The organism is Acidovorax sp. 56 (genome assembly GCF_002749705.1).
GTDB lineage: Bacteria > Pseudomonadota > Gammaproteobacteria > Burkholderiales > Burkholderiaceae_C > Acidovorax.
In genome coordinates this window covers 1341922-1359067 of record NZ_PEEV01000001.1, presented here as the reverse complement: position 1 = coordinate 1359067, position 17146 = coordinate 1341922, and the positions used below count along the sequence as shown (strand labels likewise).

The following is a 17146-nucleotide window of genomic DNA, read 5'->3' as shown; positions in this document are numbered from 1 at the left end:
GGTGCAGGCCAAATGGGGGGCAATGGGTGCCAGAACAGGCACTCCCCGTTGAGGTGCATTTTGTATACAAAACGGTGCAAACATTGTGTGCAAAGCTGGCATGGCGCTTGCGTACTGCGTTGGCATGCAAGCCCACACCTCTGCACCCGCACCCTCTTCGGCTACTTCCGCTGCCCCGGCTGCCATTGAAGTCGTCGCGCTGACCAAGCGCTACGCCAGCGGCAAGCCCGCCGTGGATGCCATCAACCTGCGCATTGCCAGCGGCAGCTACTGCTGCCTGCTGGGGCCTTCGGGCTGCGGCAAGAGCACCACGCTGCGCATGATTGCCGGGCACGAGTCAGTCACCAGCGGCGACATATTGCTGGAGAACCGCAACATCACCGACCTGCCTGCCGCCGCGCGCGGCACGGCCATGATGTTTCAGAGCTTTGCGCTGTTCCCGCACCTCTCGGCGCTCGATAACGTGGCCTTCAGCCTCAAGATGAAGGGCGTAGCCAAGGCCGAACGCCAGGCCAAGGCGCGCGACCTGCTGGAGCGCGTGGCCCTGGGGCACCTGGCCGAGCGCAAGCCCGCAGAACTCTCCGGTGGGCAGCAGCAGCGCGTGGCGCTGGCGCGGGCCCTGATCACCCAGCCGCGCGTGCTGCTGCTCGATGAGCCGCTGTCGGCCCTCGACCCTTTTCTGCGCATCCAGATGCGCGCCGAGCTGCGCCGCTGGCAAAAAGAGCTGGGCCTGACTTTTATCCATGTGACCCACAGCCAGGAAGAAGCCATGGCCCTGGCCGACACCATGGTGGTGATGAACCATGGCGTGATCGAGCAGGTGGGCAGCCCGCACGAGGTCTATAACCGGCCCGCCAGCGAATTCGTGGCGCGCTTCATGGGCGGGCACAACGTGATCGACACACCCGAAGGCAAGGTGGGCGTGCGCACCGACCACCTGCAGATTGCCCCCGCCAGTGCCGAGTTGCCCTGGGGTGCCCAGCGCATGCAGGCCGTGGTGACCGATGTGGAATACCAAGGCACCTATGTGCTGGTGGGCCTGCAAAAGCAGGGCGTGGCCTTGTCGGCCAACGCCACGGCGGCGTATTCGGTGATGGTGTCTGAAGCCGCCTTTGCCGCGCAGCCCTATCAGGTGGGGCAGGGCGTGCAACTGCACTGGACGCCCGACCAGGCGCACCCGTTGTTCGCTCCCGCTCCCGCAATGGCCTTGGCTGCCTGACCGCATTGCCACGCCTCCTATTTTTCACCCGTCCCCTTCCGCAACCCAAGGAGTTTTCCCATGTCCGATGCTTCCCGTGCTGATTCCCCTGTCGTTGTCTCCGATGCCTCTGGCGTGAAGCGCCGCTCGCTGCTCACTGGCACGGCGGGCATCCTGGCCGCTGGCATGTTCCCGGCCGTGCATGCGCAAGAGAAGATCGTGCTGCGCTACCTGGGCACGGCCGTGAACCAGGACAAGGCGATTGCCGAAAAATTCAAGGCCGACACCGGCATCGAGATCCAGTACGTGGCTGTGACCACGGACGACGTGACCAAGCGCGCCGTTACGGCACCCAACAGCTTTGACCTGATCGACACCGAGTACTTCTCGCTGAAAAAGATCGTACCCACGGGCAACCTGAAGGGCATCGACACCAAGCGCATCAAGAACGCTGACAAGATCACCACGCTGTTCACCACCGGCCAGGTGGCTGGCAAAGCCGTGGGCGACCAGGGCACCGCGCCCAAGAAGGTGATCTACCTGGAAGGTGAAAAGTCCAAGAAGTTCGCGACGGCGCCCACGCAGTTCATGAGCCTGATCCCCACCGTGTACAACGCCGACACGCTGGGCATCCGCCCCGACCTGATCAAGCGCCCCATCAACTCCTGGGCCGAGCTGCTCAACCCCGAGTTCAAGGGCAAGACCGCGATTTTGAACATCCCCTCCATCGGCATCATGGACGCCGCCATGGTGGTCGAGGCCATGGGCCTCTACAAGTACCCCGACAAGGGCAACATGACCAAGAAGGAGATTGATCTCACGATCAAGACCCTGATCGAAGCCAAGAAGCAGGGCCAGTTCCGCGCGCTGTGGAAGGACTTCAACGAGTCGGTGAACCTGATGGCATCGGGCGAGGTGGTGATCCAGTCGATGTGGAGCCCTGCCGTCACGGCCGTGCGCACCAAGGGGATTGCCTGCAACTTCCAGCCGCTCAAAGAAGGCTACCGCGCCTGGGCCGCAGGCTTTGGCCTGCCCGCCACGCTGAGCGGCCGCAAGCTCGATGGTGCGTACGAGTTCATCAACTGGTTCCTGGATGGTTGGGCTGGTGCCTACCTGAACCGCCAGGGCTACTACAGCGCCGTGCTGGAGACCGCCAAGTCCAAGATGGAAGCCTACGAGTGGGCCTACTGGATGGAAGGCAAGCCCGCCACGCAGGACATCAAGAGCCCCAATGGCGACGTGCTGGCCAAGGCCGGTGCAGTGCGCGACGGCGGCAGCTACGAGTCGCGCATGGGCGGCATCGCTTGCTGGAACGCGCTGATGGACGAGAACAACTACATGGTCCAAAAATGGAATGAGTTTGTAGCGGCGTAAGGAGTGCACCCCCTGAGTCGCTTCGCGCCTTCCCCCTCTCTCATATTGCTTCGCAATCTGGGAGGGGGACGCTCCCGGCGCGGCGGGGCGGCCCTTGCGCGGGAGCACTGGCATTGGGCCGCGACTGTTTCAACAGCCGGCTGCGAAGCACAGCCCGCTAGATATTTGATTGCAAACACCATGAGCACGACCACACAGTCCTTACCTGCTGCAGCTGTCCCCGGCCGCAGCATTGCCGCCTGGTGGCAGGCTGCGCCGTTCACGCTGGTGTTCGCGCTGTTTTTTCTGATTCCGCTGGCGCTGATCGTGATGGTCAGCTTCTGGGACTTCAACGAGTACGAGCTGTTGCCCGGCTTCACGTTCAAGAACTACGTGTCGATCTTCGCGGGCTGTGGCGATGCGTCGGAGGGCCTGTGTGTCACGCTCAAGACGTATTACTCCACGCTCAAGTTCAGTTTTCTGGTGTGGCTGATCACGCTGGTGATCGGCTTCACCGTGGCCTATTTTTTGGCTTTCCACGTGCGCTCTTCGGGCATGCAGACCCTGCTGTTCGTGCTGTGCACCATTCCGTTCTGGACGTCGAACGTGATCCGCATGATCTCGTGGGTGCCGCTGCTGGGGCGCAACGGGTTGGTCAACCAGAGCCTAGTGGGGGCCGGGCTGGTCGATCAGCCCATCGAATGGCTGCTGTTCTCGGACTTCTCGGTGGTGCTGGCCTTTGTGCACCTGTACACCATGTTCATGATCGTGCCCATCTTCAACAGCATGATGCGCATCGACCGCAGCCTCATCGAGGCCGCCAGCGACAGTGGCGCGAGTGGCTGGCAGACGCTGTGGAACGTGATCGTGCCGCTCTCGCGCACCGGCATCATCATCGGCTCGATCTTTGTCATCACCATCGTCATGGGCGATTTCGTGACCATCGGAGTGATGGGCGGGCAGCAGATCGCATCGATTGGAAAGATCATCCAGGTGCAGACGTCTTACCTGCAGTTCCCGCTGGCGGCGGCCAATGCCGTGATCCTGCTGGCCGTGGTGCTGATGATCATTTGGGGCCTCACGCGCCTCGTCGACATTCGCAAGGAGCTGTGAGATGAAAGTCCGTGAATCTCGTCCCGCCAGCTTCTGGCCCCTGGCCATCTTCTTTGCGCTGTTCGTGCTGTTCATGTACGGACCCATGTTCGTCATTTTCATCCTGAGCTTCCAGGGCCCCGAGGGTGGGCTCACTTTCCCCATGCGCGGTGTGTCGCTGCACTGGTTTGCCAAGCTGGCCGAAGGTCTGGGCGTGGTGGACATCGGCGCGGCGCTGTGGCGCTCGCTGGGCCTGGGTGTGGCGGTGATGCTGTGCACGGTGGTGCTGTCGGTGCTGGCGGGCCTGGCGTTTCGCAAGCGGCTGGCGGGGGGCAACACGCTGTTCTTCATCGTCGTGGCCAGCCTCATCATGCCGTCCATCATCGTCTCGCTGGGCATCGGGCTGGAGTTCCGGCTCATCGACAACGGCATCAAGGCGGCCCTGGAATGGCTGGGCATGGAGAGTGCGCTGGAGGGCTATGGCACGTCGCTGGGCCTGTTCACCTCGGCCCTGGGCGCGCACCTGACCTGGACGCTGCCGTTCGGCCTGCTCATCATGTTTGCGGTGTTCAACCGTTTCAACCCTGCATACGAGGAAGCCGCACGCGACCTGGGGGCCACGCCCTGGCAGGGCTTTGCGCATGTGGTGCTGCCGCTGATTGCGCCCTCGGTCGTGGGCATTGGCATGTTCGGTTTCACGCTCAGCTGGGACGAGATCGCCCGCACCTCGCAGGCCATTGGCGACGTGAACACGCTGCCGCTGGAGCTGCAGGGCCTGACCAGCACGGTGACCACGCCGTCCATCTACGCGCTGGGCACGCTGACCACGGTGGTGTCGTTCATCGTCATGGGCATCACGCTGGCGCTGGTGTGGGCCTTGGGGCGCCGGGGCCAGGGCCGCCCGGGTTAAAAACGGCACCCTTATGACGACCACTATTCCCAGGCCCCGGCGAGCACGCGCTGCGGCCGCCGAACCGACCGTGCAGCCCGACACGACCGGCCAGCTCAGCGACAACGACATGTACGACCGCATGGTGTCGGCCATCCTCGACCACCGGCTGCCGCCCGGCACCAAGCTGGTGGAGGACAAGCTGGCGGCGGCCTTTGGCGTGTCGCGCACGCGGGTGCGGCCTGTGCTGGTGCGGCTGGCCAACGAGCAGGTCGTTACGCTCACGCCCAACCGGGGCGCATCCATTGCCCAGCCCACGCCGCAAGAGGCGCTGGAGGTGTTCGAGGCCCGCCGCCTGCTGGAGCCGCGCCTGGTGGAGCTGTTCATCGCCAACGCCACCGACGCCGACATCGCCGCGCTGCGCGCCTGCATCGATGACGAAGAGGCCGCCCGCGCCAGTGGCGACATGCGCCGTGCCATCCGCCTCTCGGGCGACTTTCACCTGCACATCGCGCAGGCTGCAGGGCACCAGACGCTGGGGCGCATCCTGCGCGAGCTGGTCTCGCGCACCTCGCTCATCTTGATGACCTACAGCCCCAGCCATGCCCAGACCCGTGAGGAGGCCACGGCCTGCGGCTGCCGCGAACACCGGGCGCTGATCGATGCTATTCGCCTGCGCGACGCCAAGGAGGCGGCCCGGCGCATGCTGGACCATTTGGTGCGCATTGAATCGCAGCTTGAATTCACGCCCCCAGCGGCGGATGCCCCCGACCTGACCCAGCTGCTGGGCCGGGTCTGATTTTTGAACGCCCTTGTTCCATGCGCCAACTGCTCGTCATCAACCCCAACACCTCGGCCCATGTCAGTGCGCTGCTGCAGCAGCATGTGCAGGCCGCTGCGGGTTCGCACGTGGCGGTGCGCACGGCCACTGCGCGCTTTGGCGCCCCTTACATCGCGTGTGAAGCCAGCTACGCTGTGGCGGCCCACGCCGCGCTCGACGTGTGGGCGCATGAGATCGCACAGCCCCAGATCGCGCCCGACGCGGTGCTGATCGGCTGCTTTGGTGACCCCGGCCTGATGGCGCTGCGCGAAAGCAGCCCAGTGCCCGTCACTGGCCTGGCCGAAGCGTCGTTCATCGAAGCCGCGCGCCATGGCCGCTTTGCCATCGTGACGGGCGGCGAGCGCTGGGGCCCCATGCTGCAGCGCCTGGCGCAAGCGCTGGGCCATGCCCATGGGCTGGCAGGCATCCACACCGTGGCCCCCACCGGCGCCCAACTGGCTGCCGACCCCGTGGCCGCCCGCGCTTTGCTGGCCCAGGCCTGCCGCGACGTGGTGCGCCAGATGGGCGTGCAGGCCGTGATACTGGGCGGAGCAGGGCTGGCCGGCATGGCCGCCGCCGTGCAGCCGCAGGTGTCGGTGCCAGTGATCGACAGCGTGGTGGCCGGGGCCACCTGGGCGCTGCGTGCCCATCCTGTGCCGCCTGAGCGCAAGGCGGCAGGGTTTGATGTGGCTTGGGCAGGGGTTTCGGGGGAGATGGCTGCGCTGGGTGTGGCTGGAGTGGTTTGACGTTGCCGAGAGGAAAGCCTAGTATTACGTTCGTAATTACTTGGGGATTTCCCATGCACATGCTCAAACTGACCCAGATCGGAAATTCTGTGGGTGTTGTCCTGCCCAAAGAAGCCCTGGCGCGCCTGAAGCTAAGCAAAGGTGAATCGATCTTTCTCACGGAAACGCCCGATGGCTATGCCCTGACGCCGTACGACCCCACCCTTGAGGAAGAGATCAAGGCTGGCCGTGAGTTCATGCACGACTTTCGGGACACCTTTCACCAGTTGGCCAAATGAGCTGGCGCTGGGTTAGCAAGCAGGCGCTGGTTCTGCTTCACGGCGAGAGCCTAGCCACTCATGGTGGGCGCGAAGGCATGCGGGATGAAGGTTTGCTGGAGTCCGCCCTGATGCGGCCGCAGAACATCGTGGCTTATGCGGATGCCGACAATCCCCCAGACGTGGCCGCCTTGGCAGCGAGCTATGGCGTGGGCTTGGCCAAGAACCATCCCTTCGTGGATGGCAACAAGCGGGCGGCCTTTTTGGCAGTAGGCCTGTTCCTTTACCTCAATGGTTTGCGTTTGCAGGCCAACCAGACGGACGCCACGTTGACCATGCTCGCTGTCGCCGCAGGCGACATCACCGAAGAGGCCTTCGCTGCATGGCTGCGGGACCACACCGTCGCTCGTTGATGCAAATTTGAAGTGTTTTTAGGTTCTAGCGCATATCCAGAAAGCGCTAGCAGCTATAAAAATAGAAGCAATTCTCCCGCTTCCTGTCTTCTCACTAAGCAGCCAGCGTCTTCGGCTGGTAGTCGCAATACTGGCTCACCGCACACTCCCAACACCGCGGCTTGCGTGCCTGGCACACATAGCGGCCATGCAGGATGAGCCAGTGGTGGGAATCCACCGCATAGGCGGCGGGCACCCGCTTCATCAGTTGAAGCTCTACCGCCAGCGGGTTCTTGCCGGGGGCCAGGCCCGTGCGGTTGCTCACGCGAAAGATGTGCGTATCGACCGCCATGGTGGGTTGGCCAAAGGCCACGTTCAGCACCACATTGGCCGTCTTGCGGCCCACGCCGGGCAGGGCCTCCAGCTCTTCGCGGGTGCGTGGCACGACGCTGCCGTGGCGCTCCACCAGGATGCGGCAGGTTTCCATCAGGTGCTTGGCTTTGCTTTTGTACAGGCCGATGGTCTTGATATAGCCCTCCAGCCCTTCCAGTCCCAAGTCCAGAATGGCCTGCGGCGTGCCCGCCACCGGAAACAGCTTGCGCGTGGCCTTGTTCACGCCCACGTCGGTGGCCTGGGCCGACAGCAGCACGGCGGCCAGCAGCTCGAACACGGTGGTGTATTCCAGCTCCGTGTTGGGCATGGGGTTGGCCGCCTTCAGCGTGGCAAAAAACGGTTCGATCATCGTGGTTTTCATGCCGCGCAGTGTAGGGGCTGGCGCCTGTTTGCGTGCAGTGCGCTGCCAAGCAGGAAACCTGCGTGCCAATTGGCGACAATGCAGGGTCCATAGCCATTTTTCTTCAGCACACGCCATGCAATTTGCCGACCGCCTGAACAACGTAGAAACCTCCGCCATCCGCGAACTCTTCAAGCTGCTGGGCAAGCCCGGCATCATCAGCTTTGCGGGTGGCTTCCCGGACAGCGCGATGTTCGACGTGGAAGGCATCCGCGCTGCCAGCAACGCCGCCCTGGCCGAAGAACCCGGCGCCGCGCTGCAGTACGGCGCCACCGAGGGCTACAACCCGCTGCGCGAACAGCTGGCCGCCTTCATGGCCAGCAAGGGTGCCAAGGACGTGGCGGCCGATAACCTCATCGTCACCACCGGCAGCCAGCAGGCGCTGGACCTGCTGGGCAAGACGCTCATCAGTCCCGGCGACAAGGTGATTGTGGAAGGCCCCACCTTTTTGGCCACCATCCAGTGCTTTCGCCTGTACGGCGCTGAACTCATCAGTGCGCCCATCGATGGCAACGGCGTGAAGACCGACGAGCTGGAAAAGCTCATTGCCGAGCACAAGCCCAAGTTCGTCTACCTGATCCCCACCTTTGGCAACCCCAGCGGCGCCATGCTGAGCCTGGAGCGCCGCAAGGCCGTGCTGGAGATGGCGGTGAAGCACAACACGCTGATCGTCGAAGACGACCCTTACGGCGACCTGTACTTCGGCGAAGCCCCACCGCCCAGCCTGCTCAACCTGTCGGCCACTGTGCCCGGCAGCCGAGAGCTGCTGGTGCACTGCGGGTCTTTGAGCAAGGTGCTGTCGCCCGGCCTGCGCGTGGGCTGGATGATTGCCCCGGCCGAGTTGCTGGGCAAGGCCACCATGTGCAAGCAGTTCAGCGACGCGCACACCAGCACCTTTGCGCAGGCCACGGCCGCGCAGTACCTTAAGGCTGGCCGCATGCCCGCCACGCTGGCCAACGTGCGCAAGGTGTATGCCGAGCGCGCCCAGGCCATGGGCGATGCGCTGCGCAAGGAGCTGGGTGACGCCATCGAGTTTGTGCAGCCCCAGGGCGGCTTGTTTGTGTGGGCGCGCCTCACGGGGGCAGGCGGCAAGGTGGCCGACGGCAACGTGCTGGCCAAGCGTGCCATCGAAAAAGGCGTGGCCTTTGTGCCTGGCACGCCGTTCTTCTGCGCCAACCCGGACCACGCCACCTTCCGCCTGTCGTTCGCCACGGCCGATGTGGACAAGATCCGCGAAGGCGTGGCGCGCCTGGGCCAGGCCATTTAAAGCATGCCGGACGCCAACGACCTGGAGCAGGTGCACCAGCGCCTGGAGAGCCTGGAGATCAAGGCCAGCTACACCGAGGACTTGCTGGACCAGCTCAACATGACGATCTACCAACAGCAGCAGTTGATAGAGCGGCTGGTGGAGGAGATCAAAACCCTGCGCCAGCAGGTACCTGATGGGGGAAGCGGCAGCGTGCGCAATCTGCGCGACGAGTTGCCGCCGCATTACTGAAGCGCGATGAAGGCATCCACCGCGTGCCCTTGGGCGCGCTGGGTGGATTCACGCTGGCAGGTTGCCTGGTTGGTCGCGGGATGCTGGGCTGATTCTCAGAGGGAGGGGGCCGTAGCCTCAGCCCACTTCGTGCTCAGCCGACGCAATCTGGTTGCGTCCCCGGTTCTTGGCCAGGTACAGCGCCTGGTCGGCGCGGTCCAGCATGTCGCGCAGGCTGCGGTCTGTGGCGCGGATGGCGCCCATCCCCAGGCTGGCGGTGATGTGGTACGGGTGGCCGGTTTCATCTTGCAGCTGCAGGTCTGCCACCCCTTGCAGAATGCGGGTGGCAACTTCCACGGCCTCGGTCGCGGAGGTCAGCGGCAACAGCACCCCAAACTCTTCACCGCCCAGTCGCCCCACGATGTCAGAAGCGCGCAGGTGCACCCTGACGGCGTGGGCGAACTCCACCAAGGCCCTGTCGCCCTCCAGGTGGCCCAGGCGGTCGTTGATGGCCTTGAAGTGGTCCAGGTCCAGCATCAGCAGGGTGAGCGGCTCGCCATGCGCGCGGGCGCGCTCGTAGATGGCCGTGGCAGTCTCCAAAAAGGCACGCCGATTGGCCATGCCGGTCAGCATGTCGGTGGTGGCCAGGCGGTGCAGTTCACGCTCCAGGTTTTTGCGCTGGGTGACGTCGCGGTAGATGCCCTCCACTCCCGCAAATTGGCCTGCATGGTCGTACAGCAGGTGGCTGCTGATGGAGATGTCAATGACGGAGCCATCACGCCGCACCATCTGCCCGGGGAAGTCTGAGACCTCGCCTTTTTCCATGATGGCGGCCTTGAAGGCGTCTCGGTCGGAGCTTTGGGGGTAGTACGACTCTGCCGTGCGTCCCTCGATCTCGTGGGGCTCGTAGCCCAGCACCCGCCGCACCCCTGGGCCTACATGCAGCACCACACCCTGGTTGTCGGTGCGGTAGTAGACGTCCTGCATGTTCTCAAACAGGCGACGGAAGTTTTGCTCGCTTTCGCGCAGTTGCGCCTGGATCTCGCTTTGGTGGGTCATGTCCAGCCCGCACATCAACACGGCGGGGGCTCCTTGCCACTCAATGGCCACGCTGGAGATCAGCACCATCCGCAGCTGGCCTTTGGCAGTGCGGATGCGGAATTCGGAGGACTTGTTGGGGCGGCCCTCCTGGTCGGGCTCGGCCACTTGCTGGATGCGGTTGGTGGAGCGCACCTGGTCCATGGGGTGCACAAATTCGCCGGACTGGCGGCCCACAAGATCTGCTGCGCTGCCCGCCTGTAGCAATGTCACGGCGGCGGCATTGGCAAAGCAGATTTTGCCCTCCTGCGTGATGATCACGGCCCCGGGTAGCACCTGCAACAGATCGACGTTGTGCGACATTGGTTTGGAACAATCCAAAGTGTTGCAACATTTTGGCACCCGAATCGCCCGGATGGAATTCATTTTGGTGCATGCAGGCCCGGTGCAAGTCCTGTGCGCGTCACTCGGCTTATCCCGCTTGGGTGCATGAAATGGTCAAACCGAGGCGCCCAGGGTGACCACAAGCGGTACCATCGCCCATGAGAAAAACTTTCCAACTCCACGTTGAAGGCAAGAACCGCGACCGCGTTCTGGACGCCGTCAAGCATGAAATCCGCAAATACATCAAGCGTGAGCGCCGCCGTGATGTGCCCGAGGGCGCCCATTTTTGGGACTTTGATTGCCGCTTTGGGCTGAGCAAGGACGCTGCTGAAGCAGTGCACCTGTCGGCGCTGACGGAGCGCATCAACGCCGTGGCAGCAGAGGGTGGGGCGCAGTTTTACGTGGAAATCCTGGCCAAGCCCGGGGTGCGCAAACCGCGTGCGCCTGGCGAAACGGGCGACGCCGAGCCAGACGACTTCGACGCTGAGTAAGTACCAGGGGGCCGAAGGCCCCCTGATTGCATTTGGTGTTTGGCCGTTTTTTCTGCGAAAGCAGGAAGCAGCCTGGGCGGTGGTCAGTCTTTTGGTGTACCTGCCGTACCCGTTGTGCCTGCTGCCAGGGCGGCAGCGGCGCGCAGTTTGTCTTTTTTGCTGGGCCGTTTGCCCTTGATGCCGCCGTTGCCCTCACCCTTGTCTTGCACGGGTGGCTCGGTCGGCTCAAAGCCCGCCACCGTTTCGCGCGGCAGGCTCAGGTTTTGCCGCTTTTCAATCAACCGGAAATGGGCCTCTGAATCTGCGGTGACAAAGCTCACGGCCACACCGCTTTCGCCCGCGCGACCGGTGCGGCCAATGCGGTGGGTGTAATCGTCGGTGGAGCGGGGCAGGTCGTAGTTCACCACGGCAGGCAGCTGCGCAATGTCAATGCCCCGGGCGGCGAGGTCGGTGGTGACCACCACCTGCCAGCGTTCATCCTTGAATTCCTGCAGCACCTGGGTGCGCGCGCCTTGGCTCAATCCGCCATGGAACGGTGATGCGTAGATGCCCGCTTTGTAGAGCTTTTCGGCAATGTGCTCTGCCGCATATTGGGTGGCCACAAACACCAACACGCGCGACCATTGGTGTTGCTCGACCAGGTGCTTGAGCAACTGGGTGCGCCGGGGCGCATCCACGGCAATCGCGCGCTGGGCGATGTCTGGCTGTGTTTGTTCGGTGGGGGCGATGTCCACGCGCACGGGCTCGCGCAGCAGGCTGTGGGCCAGTGCCTGCACCGGCGGGGCGAAGGTGGCTGAGAAGAACAGGTTTTGCCTGCGCTCGGGCAGCAAGTTCAGCACCGCTTGCAGCTCCTCGGCAAAGCCCAGGTCCAGCAGGCGGTCTGCTTCGTCCAGCACCAGGTGCTGCACCTGGCTCAGCCGCAGGGCGTTGTGCTGCACCAGGTCCAGCAGGCGCCCCGGCGTGGCCACCACCACATCAGCCCCGCCGCGCAGGCGCATCATCTGCGGGTTGATGGAAACGCCGCCGTACACCACGGCCACCTTGATGGGATGGGCCAGGCGTTGCGCCAGCAGGGTGATCACTTCGCCGACCTGCGAGGCCAGCTCGCGCGTGGGCACCAGTACCAGCACCTGGGTGTTGCGTTGCTGCGCTTCGGTTTGCAGCATCTGCAGCAGGGGCAGGGCAAAAGCGGCGGTCTTGCCAGAACCTGTCTGGGCGCATGCCAGCAGGTCTTGCCCCTTCAAAACGACGGGAATGGCCGCCGCCTGTACCGGCGTGGGGGCCGTGAAGCCGCTGGCTGCTGCCGCGTCGACGAGGGCAGGGGAGAGACCGAGAGAAGCAAAAGGCATGGCGTGTAGCGCTGGGGCGGCAGCAAGGTGGCGCGCAATGCGCGGTAGGGCAAAAGAAGCTCTGGGGTGGTTGGCACCCCCCATTGAGGGCTGGGCGACGCAGGCTCCCACCATGCCGTGCGGCTGGGTTGTCGGGAGACTGTGGCGGGGCGCGGAGTAGGCGCCGATCCCCCGATTGTGAGGCACAGGGTAATGGGTCGCGCCATGCCCTCGGGGTTTTCACGCATTGGGTCGGGTGTGTGGGGCCGCTTCGCGGGATCACACCGATAATCGCTTCCCCACCGCATACGCACACACAAAATGAGCTTCGCCATAGAACCCAGCACCATCACCCACGGCATCCAGCTGGCCGTGGCCCCGGTGTTTTTGCTGACCGCCGTGGCCGGCATGATTGGTGCCGTGGCGGGGCGCCTGGCGCGCATCATCGACCGCGCCAGGGTGGTCGAGGACCGGGCGCGCAACTCCAGCGACACCGAGCACCACGACCGCGCCATGCTGGAGCTGGGCTACCTGCGCACCCGGGGGCGCTTGGCCAATGCCTGCATTGGGCTGTTGACGCTGTGTGGCTTCCTGATCGGGGTCACCATCGTCTTGCTGTTTTTGGGGGAAACCATGGATTTCCGGGGGCACAGCTGGGCTGTGGCGAGCTTCTTGAGCGGGGTGATTTCGTTTTTGATGGCGCTGGTGCTGTTTTTCACCGAGACAGTGATGGCCACGCGCCTGCTGAACTTTCAGCTGCTGAGTGCGCAGGGGAAGTGACCATGGCCTCGTTGCGTGATCTCAAAAGCCTGGGCGGCCTGGTCTATTCCACCGACCACGGCCGCATGTGCCCGGACTGCAGCCAGCCCCAGGCTCAGTGTGTGTGCAAGCAAAACAAGCCCTTGCCCACGGGGGATGGCATCGTGCGGGTATCGCGAGAGACCAAAGGCCGGGGAGGCAAGGCCGTTACCCTGGTCAAAGGCGTGTTGCTGGATGCCACGGCGTTGGAGCAGCTGGGCAAACAGCTCAAAACCGCATGTGGCACGGGCGGTACCGTCAAGGATGGGGTGATTGAGGTACAGGGCGACCACATTGACCGCGTGATGGCTGCGCTGCAAAAGCTGGGCCACAAGGTCAAGCGCGCGGGGGGCTGATCCATGGACATTGCGGGCATGGACCCCGCCACACTGCAGCGGCTGGTGACTGTGCAAATGCCGTATGGCAAGCACAAGGGGTGTGTGATTGCCGATTTGCCTGGCAATTACCTGAACTGGTTTGCGCGGGAAGGCTTCCCCCACAACGACCTGGGGCGCCTGTTGGCCCTGATGCACGAAATCGACCACAACGGGCTGACTGACCTGCTGGCACCATTGCGATAGGGTTTGCGGTCAGTCGGGCCTCACGCGTTGGCCAGCGCCATAATCGCGGCAGCATCTATTCGGCATCTGTTTACCAACTTGAGGGAGTGCCAATGAAAGGCAATATCGCAGCCATTGTGCTGGTCGTTTTGGGCGTGTTTTTCTTGCTGACCAACCTGGGGCTGATCAGCATCAGCCTGCGTGAGTTGTTGCGCGTGTGGTGGCCGGTGGCGCTCATCGCGGTGGGCTTGGCGCTGTTCTTTACCCCTGGCGGCAAAGGCCGATAAACCTGAGCAGAGGCCTTGATCCAAGGCCATTGCACGCAGTGCTGGACATGTGGGAGCGCTGACCGCCACGAAACCCCCTCAGTGGCGCAAGCGGCCCTGTGAACAGCTTCTTAGCCGTGCGCGTGGGGCTCCTGTGGCTCTGACGCTGCAAACGCAGGCAGGCTCCCAAAATACCCTCTGAACAAATTGCGGGCCACGCCATGGGCTGCCGCTTGCAAGCCGTGGGCCACCTCGGGGGCAAACAAGCGCGCGGTGTGCCCGTTCCACAGGTGCACCCACGCTGCAAAATGGGCGGGGGTCACGTCCTGCAGCGACAGGTGCTTGTCCAGCACATTGCCTTTGAAGCTGCGGGTGCCCAACAGCACGGTGCTCCAAAAATCGACCAAACGGTGCAAGTGGGCATCCCACTGCCCATGCAGCGCCTTGTCAAACACCGGGCCCAGCAAGTCGTCCTTGCGCACATCCGCATAAAACGCATGCACCAGCTCGGTGATGCTTTCCTTGTCGGGGGTGCGGTGTGCGGTATTGACTGGCATGGGCGCAGTGTGCACGATCAGTTGCAGCTACAAGCTGATGTACCGCAACCTTGCGTGGTGGCCACTGCTTCAAACTGTGGGAACAAAACGTTGTTCTCCAGGTGAATGTGGTTGATCAGGTCTTCTCCCAACTGGGCAATGCCCGCATACAGTGCGCGCCAGGTGTTGCAGGCGCCTTGGGGTGGGGTGGCGTCGTTGGTCAGGGCATTGAGCTTGTCCAGCGATGCTCCGTGGTCCACATGCTCGGCGCGCATCATGCCAATGGGCTGGCCCACAAATGGATTGCCGCCCGCCTTGAGCATGGGGAACAACACGACCTCTTCCTTTTGCATGTGCGAGAGCAGTTCTTCGTGCATGGCCTCCAGGGTGTCGGCCAGGCCTGCGGGCACCAGCGGGTGGTCCCGGTGCACGGCTTCCACGCGGCGGGCCATGCGAATCAGCTCGGGCAGTTGCACGCGATGCACTTCGTGGTAGCGCTCCAGAATGTGGTCGATCAGCTCTGTGGGCGATGTCACCCCAGGCAGGCTGCTGCTGCGCTGCAGTTGCGACAACTCTGCCAGCACAGCATCCACATCCAGCGACTTTTGGGTGGCCGCTTCGCGCAGGCTTACCTGGCCGCCGCAGCAAAAGTCCAACTTCAAGCGGCGAAAAATCGCGGTCGATCCCGGCAGTTGCACGGCGATCTGGCCAATGGCTTGCTCTGCGCTCAGGGCAGGTTGGGTTTCTTGAAGTCGAGCATTCATGGGGGATTCCTTTAAAGATTCATTTGATGTGAATATTTTATTCAATAAAATTCAGATAACAAGCATCTTTTAAATTGAGCCAGGACAAATTCCATGCGCCTTACCCAATGGACGGACTACACCTTGCGTGTGCTGATGTATTGCGCGGCCACCCAGGGCCGCGAGCAGCCCGTGACCATCACCGAGGTGGCCGAGGGCTATGGCATATCGCGCAGCCATTTGATGAAGATCGTGCAAGAGCTGGCAGCACAAGGCCTGCTGGAGACCACGCGCGGGCGTGGGGGCGGCATGCGCCTGATGAAAGCCCCTGCCGAGATCAACCTGGGCGCCGTCGTGCGCCAGACGGAGACGGACTTTCACCTTGTGGAGTGTTTTGACCCCAATGTGAACCAGTGCCGGCTGAGCGGCAACTGCAGACTCAAAGGGGTGCTGGGCGGTGCCATCAATGCTTATCTGGCGGTGCTCGATGGCGTCACGCTGGCCGACTTGGTGGATGCACCCAACCCCAAGATGCTAGCGCAGCCCTTGATTCGGCACGCCGCACGGGTTGACAAGCCAGTGACTGGATTGCCGCCCAAGGGCTGAAGGGTCTTGGGTGCGCAGAGGCGGCGTGAGCGAAAACTGGATGCGAGCGCTCCTCCCAAAGCGCCCTCACCTGTGGGGCTCTCAAAACTGGTTGCTTTTCCCGACCAGATCGTTGTATGCCTTGAGCAACTTGTGGGGGCTGCCTTCCACCATCCAGCCTGAGTCTGCTTGGAAGGTCATGCGATCCATCTCGGTGTAAGGCACTTTGTCACGTACGCGGCGAAAGCGCTCTTTGGCCGTCTGGCGGAACTGCTCGGTACTGCTCTCAAAAAAGCTCCAGTGGATATCGCGGTTGTCTTTGTGCGCCTTGGAATATGCCAACGATTCGTCGGCAAGGGCTTCGTAGGCTGACAGGCGTGTCTCGGCCATGGCCACGTCAAACTTCTCTTCGCCCAGCAAGTTGATCAACCCCTTGGCACGCGCCATCAGTGCCATGCGGTAGTAGGTGTATTGCTTTCCTTCGGTCTTTTCCACGTCGGCCAGTTTGTCTGCCAGCACCTTGTCGTTTTCTACATCCAACTGGTCAGAGAAGGCGCTGCTGGCTTTTTGGAACGCCTCAAAGCTGGCCACCAGCGGGGCATGCATGGCCTTGCCTTTGGCGAACTTGTCGTCCTTGTAGTTGTCGCGGCTGTAGTAGTTGTTGGCCTCGGTCACCTGGGTGTCCATGGCGTCAAGCGCCTGGATGTAGGCGGCGCCCGCTGCATCCAGCGCGGGCATGGCGGGCTTTTGCGCTGCGGACGTGGCAAAGCTGGTTTTGCACTTTGCAGTGCTTTCAGGGTCGGTTTCGTACAGGCCGTACACCACGCTTTCGCGGCCTGTGGGGCCGGTTTTCATGTTTTTCACCCAGGTGGCGTAGCGCTCGATGGACTTGTGGGCTCGGCCATCCAGCTTGTTGTAGCAGCCGATGTAGTCCTGCAGCTTGGCGGCGGCGCTGGGTTCCTCCACAGGGGCCTTGGCGGGGGGCGTTGCCGCGGCGGGTTTGCCGCTGGCTGGCGCTTCGTTGACAGCGATGCTGGGCGCCGCAGGGGCCTTGGCGGTGTCTTCAGATTTGGAGTTGCAGGCAAGCAAAGCCAGCAGCAGCGGTGCTGCCAACAGCGCACGGGTGGCGCAAGCGAAAGAGGTCATAAGGGCAGGGCGCAAAAGCGCAAATGAGGGTGGCAAAGTGGGGCGATGTGGCCCCGTGCGGGCGGATTGTGCCGACGCCTTTGCCCTGCCAAGGGCATTGCTGCCCTCTGAAGTGCGACAAGCTGTGCACTTTTCCTCAAACGCCCGCGCTAAGGCGGCACACCCTGCACTCCGCCTGAGGGATGTCCTGCATAACTCCCTGCGGTCTGTGATAGCGCGGCCTCGGGCGGTCCGCTGCGTTGCTTTTCTTGCCA

At 63.2% G+C, this 17146-nt stretch carries 22 protein-coding genes; 16 read left to right on the top strand and 6 right to left on the bottom strand.

What is annotated here, in order from left to right; genetic code table 11:
• The first annotated feature begins 124 nt into the window (after positions 1 to 124).
• The 8 genes from CLU88_RS05915 to CLU88_RS05880 all read left to right on the top strand — a co-directional run bounded on the left by CLU88_RS05915 (position 125) and on the right by CLU88_RS05880 (position 6768).
• On the top strand, positions 125 to 1219 hold the full coding sequence (locus CLU88_RS05915; protein ID WP_099658681.1) for an ABC transporter ATP-binding protein: 1095 nt from the start codon (positions 125 to 127) through the stop codon (positions 1217 to 1219).
• A 60-nt stretch (positions 1220 to 1279) separates the two neighbouring features.
• Entirely contained in the window at positions 1280 to 2572 is a 1293-nt protein-coding gene (locus CLU88_RS05910; protein ID WP_099655793.1) for a PotD/PotF family extracellular solute-binding protein, read from the top strand.
• A 180-nt stretch (positions 2573 to 2752) separates the two neighbouring features.
• Positions 2753 to 3664, top strand: coding sequence for an ABC transporter permease (locus CLU88_RS05905; protein WP_099658680.1), 912 nt, complete (start codon positions 2753 to 2755; stop codon positions 3662 to 3664).
• 1 nt (position 3665) lies between these two features.
• The gene (locus tag CLU88_RS05900; RefSeq protein ID WP_099655792.1) at positions 3666 to 4553 is read left to right on the top strand and encodes an ABC transporter permease; all 888 of its coding nucleotides are present in this window, start codon (positions 3666 to 3668) and stop codon (positions 4551 to 4553) included.
• Between the two features lie 13 nt (positions 4554 to 4566).
• Positions 4567 to 5331: a GntR family transcriptional regulator gene (locus tag CLU88_RS05895; protein WP_099655791.1), complete on the top strand. Its 765-nt coding sequence runs from the start codon at positions 4567 to 4569 to the stop codon at positions 5329 to 5331.
• 20 nt (positions 5332 to 5351) lie between these two features.
• The gene (locus CLU88_RS05890) at positions 5352 to 6098 is read left to right on the top strand and encodes an aspartate/glutamate racemase family protein (protein ID WP_099655790.1); all 747 of its coding nucleotides are present in this window, start codon (positions 5352 to 5354) and stop codon (positions 6096 to 6098) included.
• A gap of 53 nt (positions 6099 to 6151) precedes the next feature.
• Positions 6152 to 6376 carry an AbrB/MazE/SpoVT family DNA-binding domain-containing protein gene (locus tag CLU88_RS05885; protein ID WP_099655789.1) on the top strand — a complete coding sequence of 75 codons (225 nt, stop codon included), beginning with the start codon at positions 6152 to 6154 and terminating at the stop codon, positions 6374 to 6376.
• A complete protein-coding gene (locus CLU88_RS05880) occupies positions 6373 to 6768 on the top strand; it encodes a type II toxin-antitoxin system death-on-curing family toxin (RefSeq protein ID WP_099655788.1) in 396 nt (131 codons plus the stop codon). Before CLU88_RS05885 ends, CLU88_RS05880 begins: the two co-directional genes overlap by 4 nt.
• A gap of 94 nt (positions 6769 to 6862) precedes the next feature.
• Here the strand turns inward: CLU88_RS05880 and nth are convergent, their stop codons facing one another.
• Positions 6863 to 7501, bottom strand: a complete 639-nt coding sequence (gene nth, locus CLU88_RS05875) for an endonuclease III (protein ID WP_099655787.1) — start codon at positions 7499 to 7501, stop codon at positions 6863 to 6865.
• A gap of 115 nt (positions 7502 to 7616) precedes the next feature.
• On the opposite strand from nth, the gene CLU88_RS05870 reads away from it, so the two are divergent.
• On the top strand, positions 7617 to 8807 hold the full coding sequence (locus CLU88_RS05870) for a PLP-dependent aminotransferase family protein (RefSeq protein WP_099655786.1): 1191 nt from the start codon (positions 7617 to 7619) through the stop codon (positions 8805 to 8807).
• Positions 8808 to 8810: 3 nt separating this feature from the next.
• Complete coding sequence (locus tag CLU88_RS05865) at positions 8811 to 9038, top strand: SlyX family protein (RefSeq protein ID WP_099655785.1); 228 nt, start codon at positions 8811 to 8813, stop codon at positions 9036 to 9038.
• A 117-nt stretch (positions 9039 to 9155) separates the two neighbouring features.
• Here the strand turns inward: CLU88_RS05865 and CLU88_RS05860 are convergent, their stop codons facing one another.
• Positions 9156 to 10418 carry a sensor domain-containing diguanylate cyclase gene (locus CLU88_RS05860; RefSeq protein ID WP_099655784.1) on the bottom strand — a complete coding sequence of 421 codons (1263 nt, stop codon included), beginning with the start codon at positions 10416 to 10418 and terminating at the stop codon, positions 9156 to 9158.
• A 179-nt stretch (positions 10419 to 10597) separates the two neighbouring features.
• Here CLU88_RS05860 and CLU88_RS05855 point away from each other — a divergent pair, with 179 nt between their 5' ends.
• Entirely contained in the window at positions 10598 to 10930 is a 333-nt protein-coding gene (locus CLU88_RS05855) for a DUF6172 family protein (RefSeq protein ID WP_099655783.1), read from the top strand.
• Between the two features lie 83 nt (positions 10931 to 11013).
• On the opposite strand, the gene CLU88_RS05850 is transcribed toward CLU88_RS05855, so the two are convergent.
• Positions 11014 to 12279, bottom strand: a complete 1266-nt coding sequence (locus CLU88_RS05850; RefSeq protein ID WP_099655782.1) for a DEAD/DEAH box helicase — start codon at positions 12277 to 12279, stop codon at positions 11014 to 11016.
• Between the two features lie 300 nt (positions 12280 to 12579).
• Here CLU88_RS05850 and CLU88_RS05845 point away from each other — a divergent pair, with 300 nt between their 5' ends.
• The 4 genes from CLU88_RS05845 (at position 12580) to CLU88_RS23090 (ending at position 13903) form a co-directional block, all read left to right on the top strand.
• Positions 12580 to 13038 (top strand): DUF2721 domain-containing protein, encoded by a 459-nt coding sequence (locus tag CLU88_RS05845; protein WP_099655781.1) that lies wholly within the window; start codon positions 12580 to 12582, stop codon positions 13036 to 13038.
• Positions 13039 to 13040: 2 nt separating this feature from the next.
• Positions 13041 to 13412 carry a translation initiation factor Sui1 gene (locus tag CLU88_RS05840; RefSeq protein ID WP_199173426.1) on the top strand — a complete coding sequence of 124 codons (372 nt, stop codon included), beginning with the start codon at positions 13041 to 13043 and terminating at the stop codon, positions 13410 to 13412.
• An 18-nt stretch (positions 13413 to 13430) separates the two neighbouring features.
• On the top strand, positions 13431 to 13637 hold the full coding sequence (locus CLU88_RS05835; RefSeq protein ID WP_099655780.1) for a DUF3820 family protein: 207 nt from the start codon (positions 13431 to 13433) through the stop codon (positions 13635 to 13637).
• A gap of 92 nt (positions 13638 to 13729) precedes the next feature.
• Entirely contained in the window at positions 13730 to 13903 is a 174-nt protein-coding gene (locus CLU88_RS23090) for a LiaI-LiaF-like domain-containing protein (RefSeq protein WP_162995942.1), read from the top strand.
• Between the two features lie 110 nt (positions 13904 to 14013).
• Here CLU88_RS23090 and CLU88_RS05830 read toward each other — a convergent pair whose 3' ends face one another.
• Both CLU88_RS05830 and ytfE read right to left on the bottom strand, forming a co-directional pair.
• Complete coding sequence (locus CLU88_RS05830) at positions 14014 to 14439, bottom strand: group III truncated hemoglobin (protein WP_099655779.1); 426 nt, start codon at positions 14437 to 14439, stop codon at positions 14014 to 14016.
• Positions 14440 to 14456: 17 nt separating this feature from the next.
• Positions 14457 to 15182 carry an iron-sulfur cluster repair protein YtfE gene (gene ytfE, locus CLU88_RS05825; RefSeq protein WP_099655778.1) on the bottom strand — a complete coding sequence of 242 codons (726 nt, stop codon included), beginning with the start codon at positions 15180 to 15182 and terminating at the stop codon, positions 14457 to 14459.
• Positions 15183 to 15275: 93 nt separating this feature from the next.
• Between ytfE and CLU88_RS05820 the strand changes: the two genes are divergently transcribed.
• On the top strand, positions 15276 to 15767 hold the full coding sequence (locus tag CLU88_RS05820) for an Rrf2 family transcriptional regulator (protein ID WP_099655777.1): 492 nt from the start codon (positions 15276 to 15278) through the stop codon (positions 15765 to 15767).
• 81 nt (positions 15768 to 15848) lie between these two features.
• Here CLU88_RS05820 and CLU88_RS05815 read toward each other — a convergent pair whose 3' ends face one another.
• Positions 15849 to 16892: a YiiG family protein gene (locus tag CLU88_RS05815; protein ID WP_099655776.1), complete on the bottom strand. Its 1044-nt coding sequence runs from the start codon at positions 16890 to 16892 to the stop codon at positions 15849 to 15851.
• Positions 16893 to 17146 lie beyond the last annotated feature (254 nt).

Bases quoted from the DNA above. Each gene is read 5' to 3' on its own strand.
- CLU88_RS05915 (WP_099658681.1), top strand. From the start codon at position 125: ATGCAAGCCCACACCTCTGCACCCGCACCCTCTTCGGCTACTTCCGCT.
- CLU88_RS05910 (WP_099655793.1), top strand. From the start codon at position 1,280: ATGTCCGATGCTTCCCGTGCTGATTCCCCTGTCGTTGTCTCCGATGCC.
- CLU88_RS05905 (WP_099658680.1), top strand. From the start codon at position 2,753: ATGAGCACGACCACACAGTCCTTACCTGCTGCAGCTGTCCCCGGCCGC.
- CLU88_RS05900 (WP_099655792.1), top strand. From the start codon at position 3,666: ATGAAAGTCCGTGAATCTCGTCCCGCCAGCTTCTGGCCCCTGGCCATC.
- CLU88_RS05895 (WP_099655791.1), top strand. From the start codon at position 4,567: ATGACGACCACTATTCCCAGGCCCCGGCGAGCACGCGCTGCGGCCGCC.
- CLU88_RS05890 (WP_099655790.1), top strand. From the start codon at position 5,352: ATGCGCCAACTGCTCGTCATCAACCCCAACACCTCGGCCCATGTCAGT.
- CLU88_RS05885 (WP_099655789.1), top strand. From the start codon at position 6,152: ATGCACATGCTCAAACTGACCCAGATCGGAAATTCTGTGGGTGTTGTC.
- CLU88_RS05880 (WP_099655788.1), top strand. From the start codon at position 6,373: ATGAGCTGGCGCTGGGTTAGCAAGCAGGCGCTGGTTCTGCTTCACGGC.
- nth (WP_099655787.1), bottom strand. From the start codon at position 7,501: ATGAAAACCACGATGATCGAACCGTTTTTTGCCACGCTGAAGGCGGCC.
- CLU88_RS05870 (WP_099655786.1), top strand. From the start codon at position 7,617: ATGCAATTTGCCGACCGCCTGAACAACGTAGAAACCTCCGCCATCCGC.
- CLU88_RS05865 (WP_099655785.1), top strand. From the start codon at position 8,811: ATGCCGGACGCCAACGACCTGGAGCAGGTGCACCAGCGCCTGGAGAGC.
- CLU88_RS05860 (WP_099655784.1), bottom strand. From the start codon at position 10,418: ATGTCGCACAACGTCGATCTGTTGCAGGTGCTACCCGGGGCCGTGATC.
- CLU88_RS05855 (WP_099655783.1), top strand. From the start codon at position 10,598: ATGAGAAAAACTTTCCAACTCCACGTTGAAGGCAAGAACCGCGACCGC.
- CLU88_RS05850 (WP_099655782.1), bottom strand. From the start codon at position 12,279: ATGCCTTTTGCTTCTCTCGGTCTCTCCCCTGCCCTCGTCGACGCGGCA.
- CLU88_RS05845 (WP_099655781.1), top strand. From the start codon at position 12,580: ATGAGCTTCGCCATAGAACCCAGCACCATCACCCACGGCATCCAGCTG.
- CLU88_RS05840 (WP_199173426.1), top strand. From the start codon at position 13,041: ATGGCCTCGTTGCGTGATCTCAAAAGCCTGGGCGGCCTGGTCTATTCC.
- CLU88_RS05835 (WP_099655780.1), top strand. From the start codon at position 13,431: ATGGACCCCGCCACACTGCAGCGGCTGGTGACTGTGCAAATGCCGTAT.
- CLU88_RS23090 (WP_162995942.1), top strand. From the start codon at position 13,730: ATGAAAGGCAATATCGCAGCCATTGTGCTGGTCGTTTTGGGCGTGTTT.
- CLU88_RS05830 (WP_099655779.1), bottom strand. From the start codon at position 14,439: ATGCCAGTCAATACCGCACACCGCACCCCCGACAAGGAAAGCATCACC.
- ytfE (WP_099655778.1), bottom strand. From the start codon at position 15,182: ATGAATGCTCGACTTCAAGAAACCCAACCTGCCCTGAGCGCAGAGCAA.
- CLU88_RS05820 (WP_099655777.1), top strand. From the start codon at position 15,276: ATGCGCCTTACCCAATGGACGGACTACACCTTGCGTGTGCTGATGTAT.
- CLU88_RS05815 (WP_099655776.1), bottom strand. From the start codon at position 16,892: ATGACCTCTTTCGCTTGCGCCACCCGTGCGCTGTTGGCAGCACCGCTG.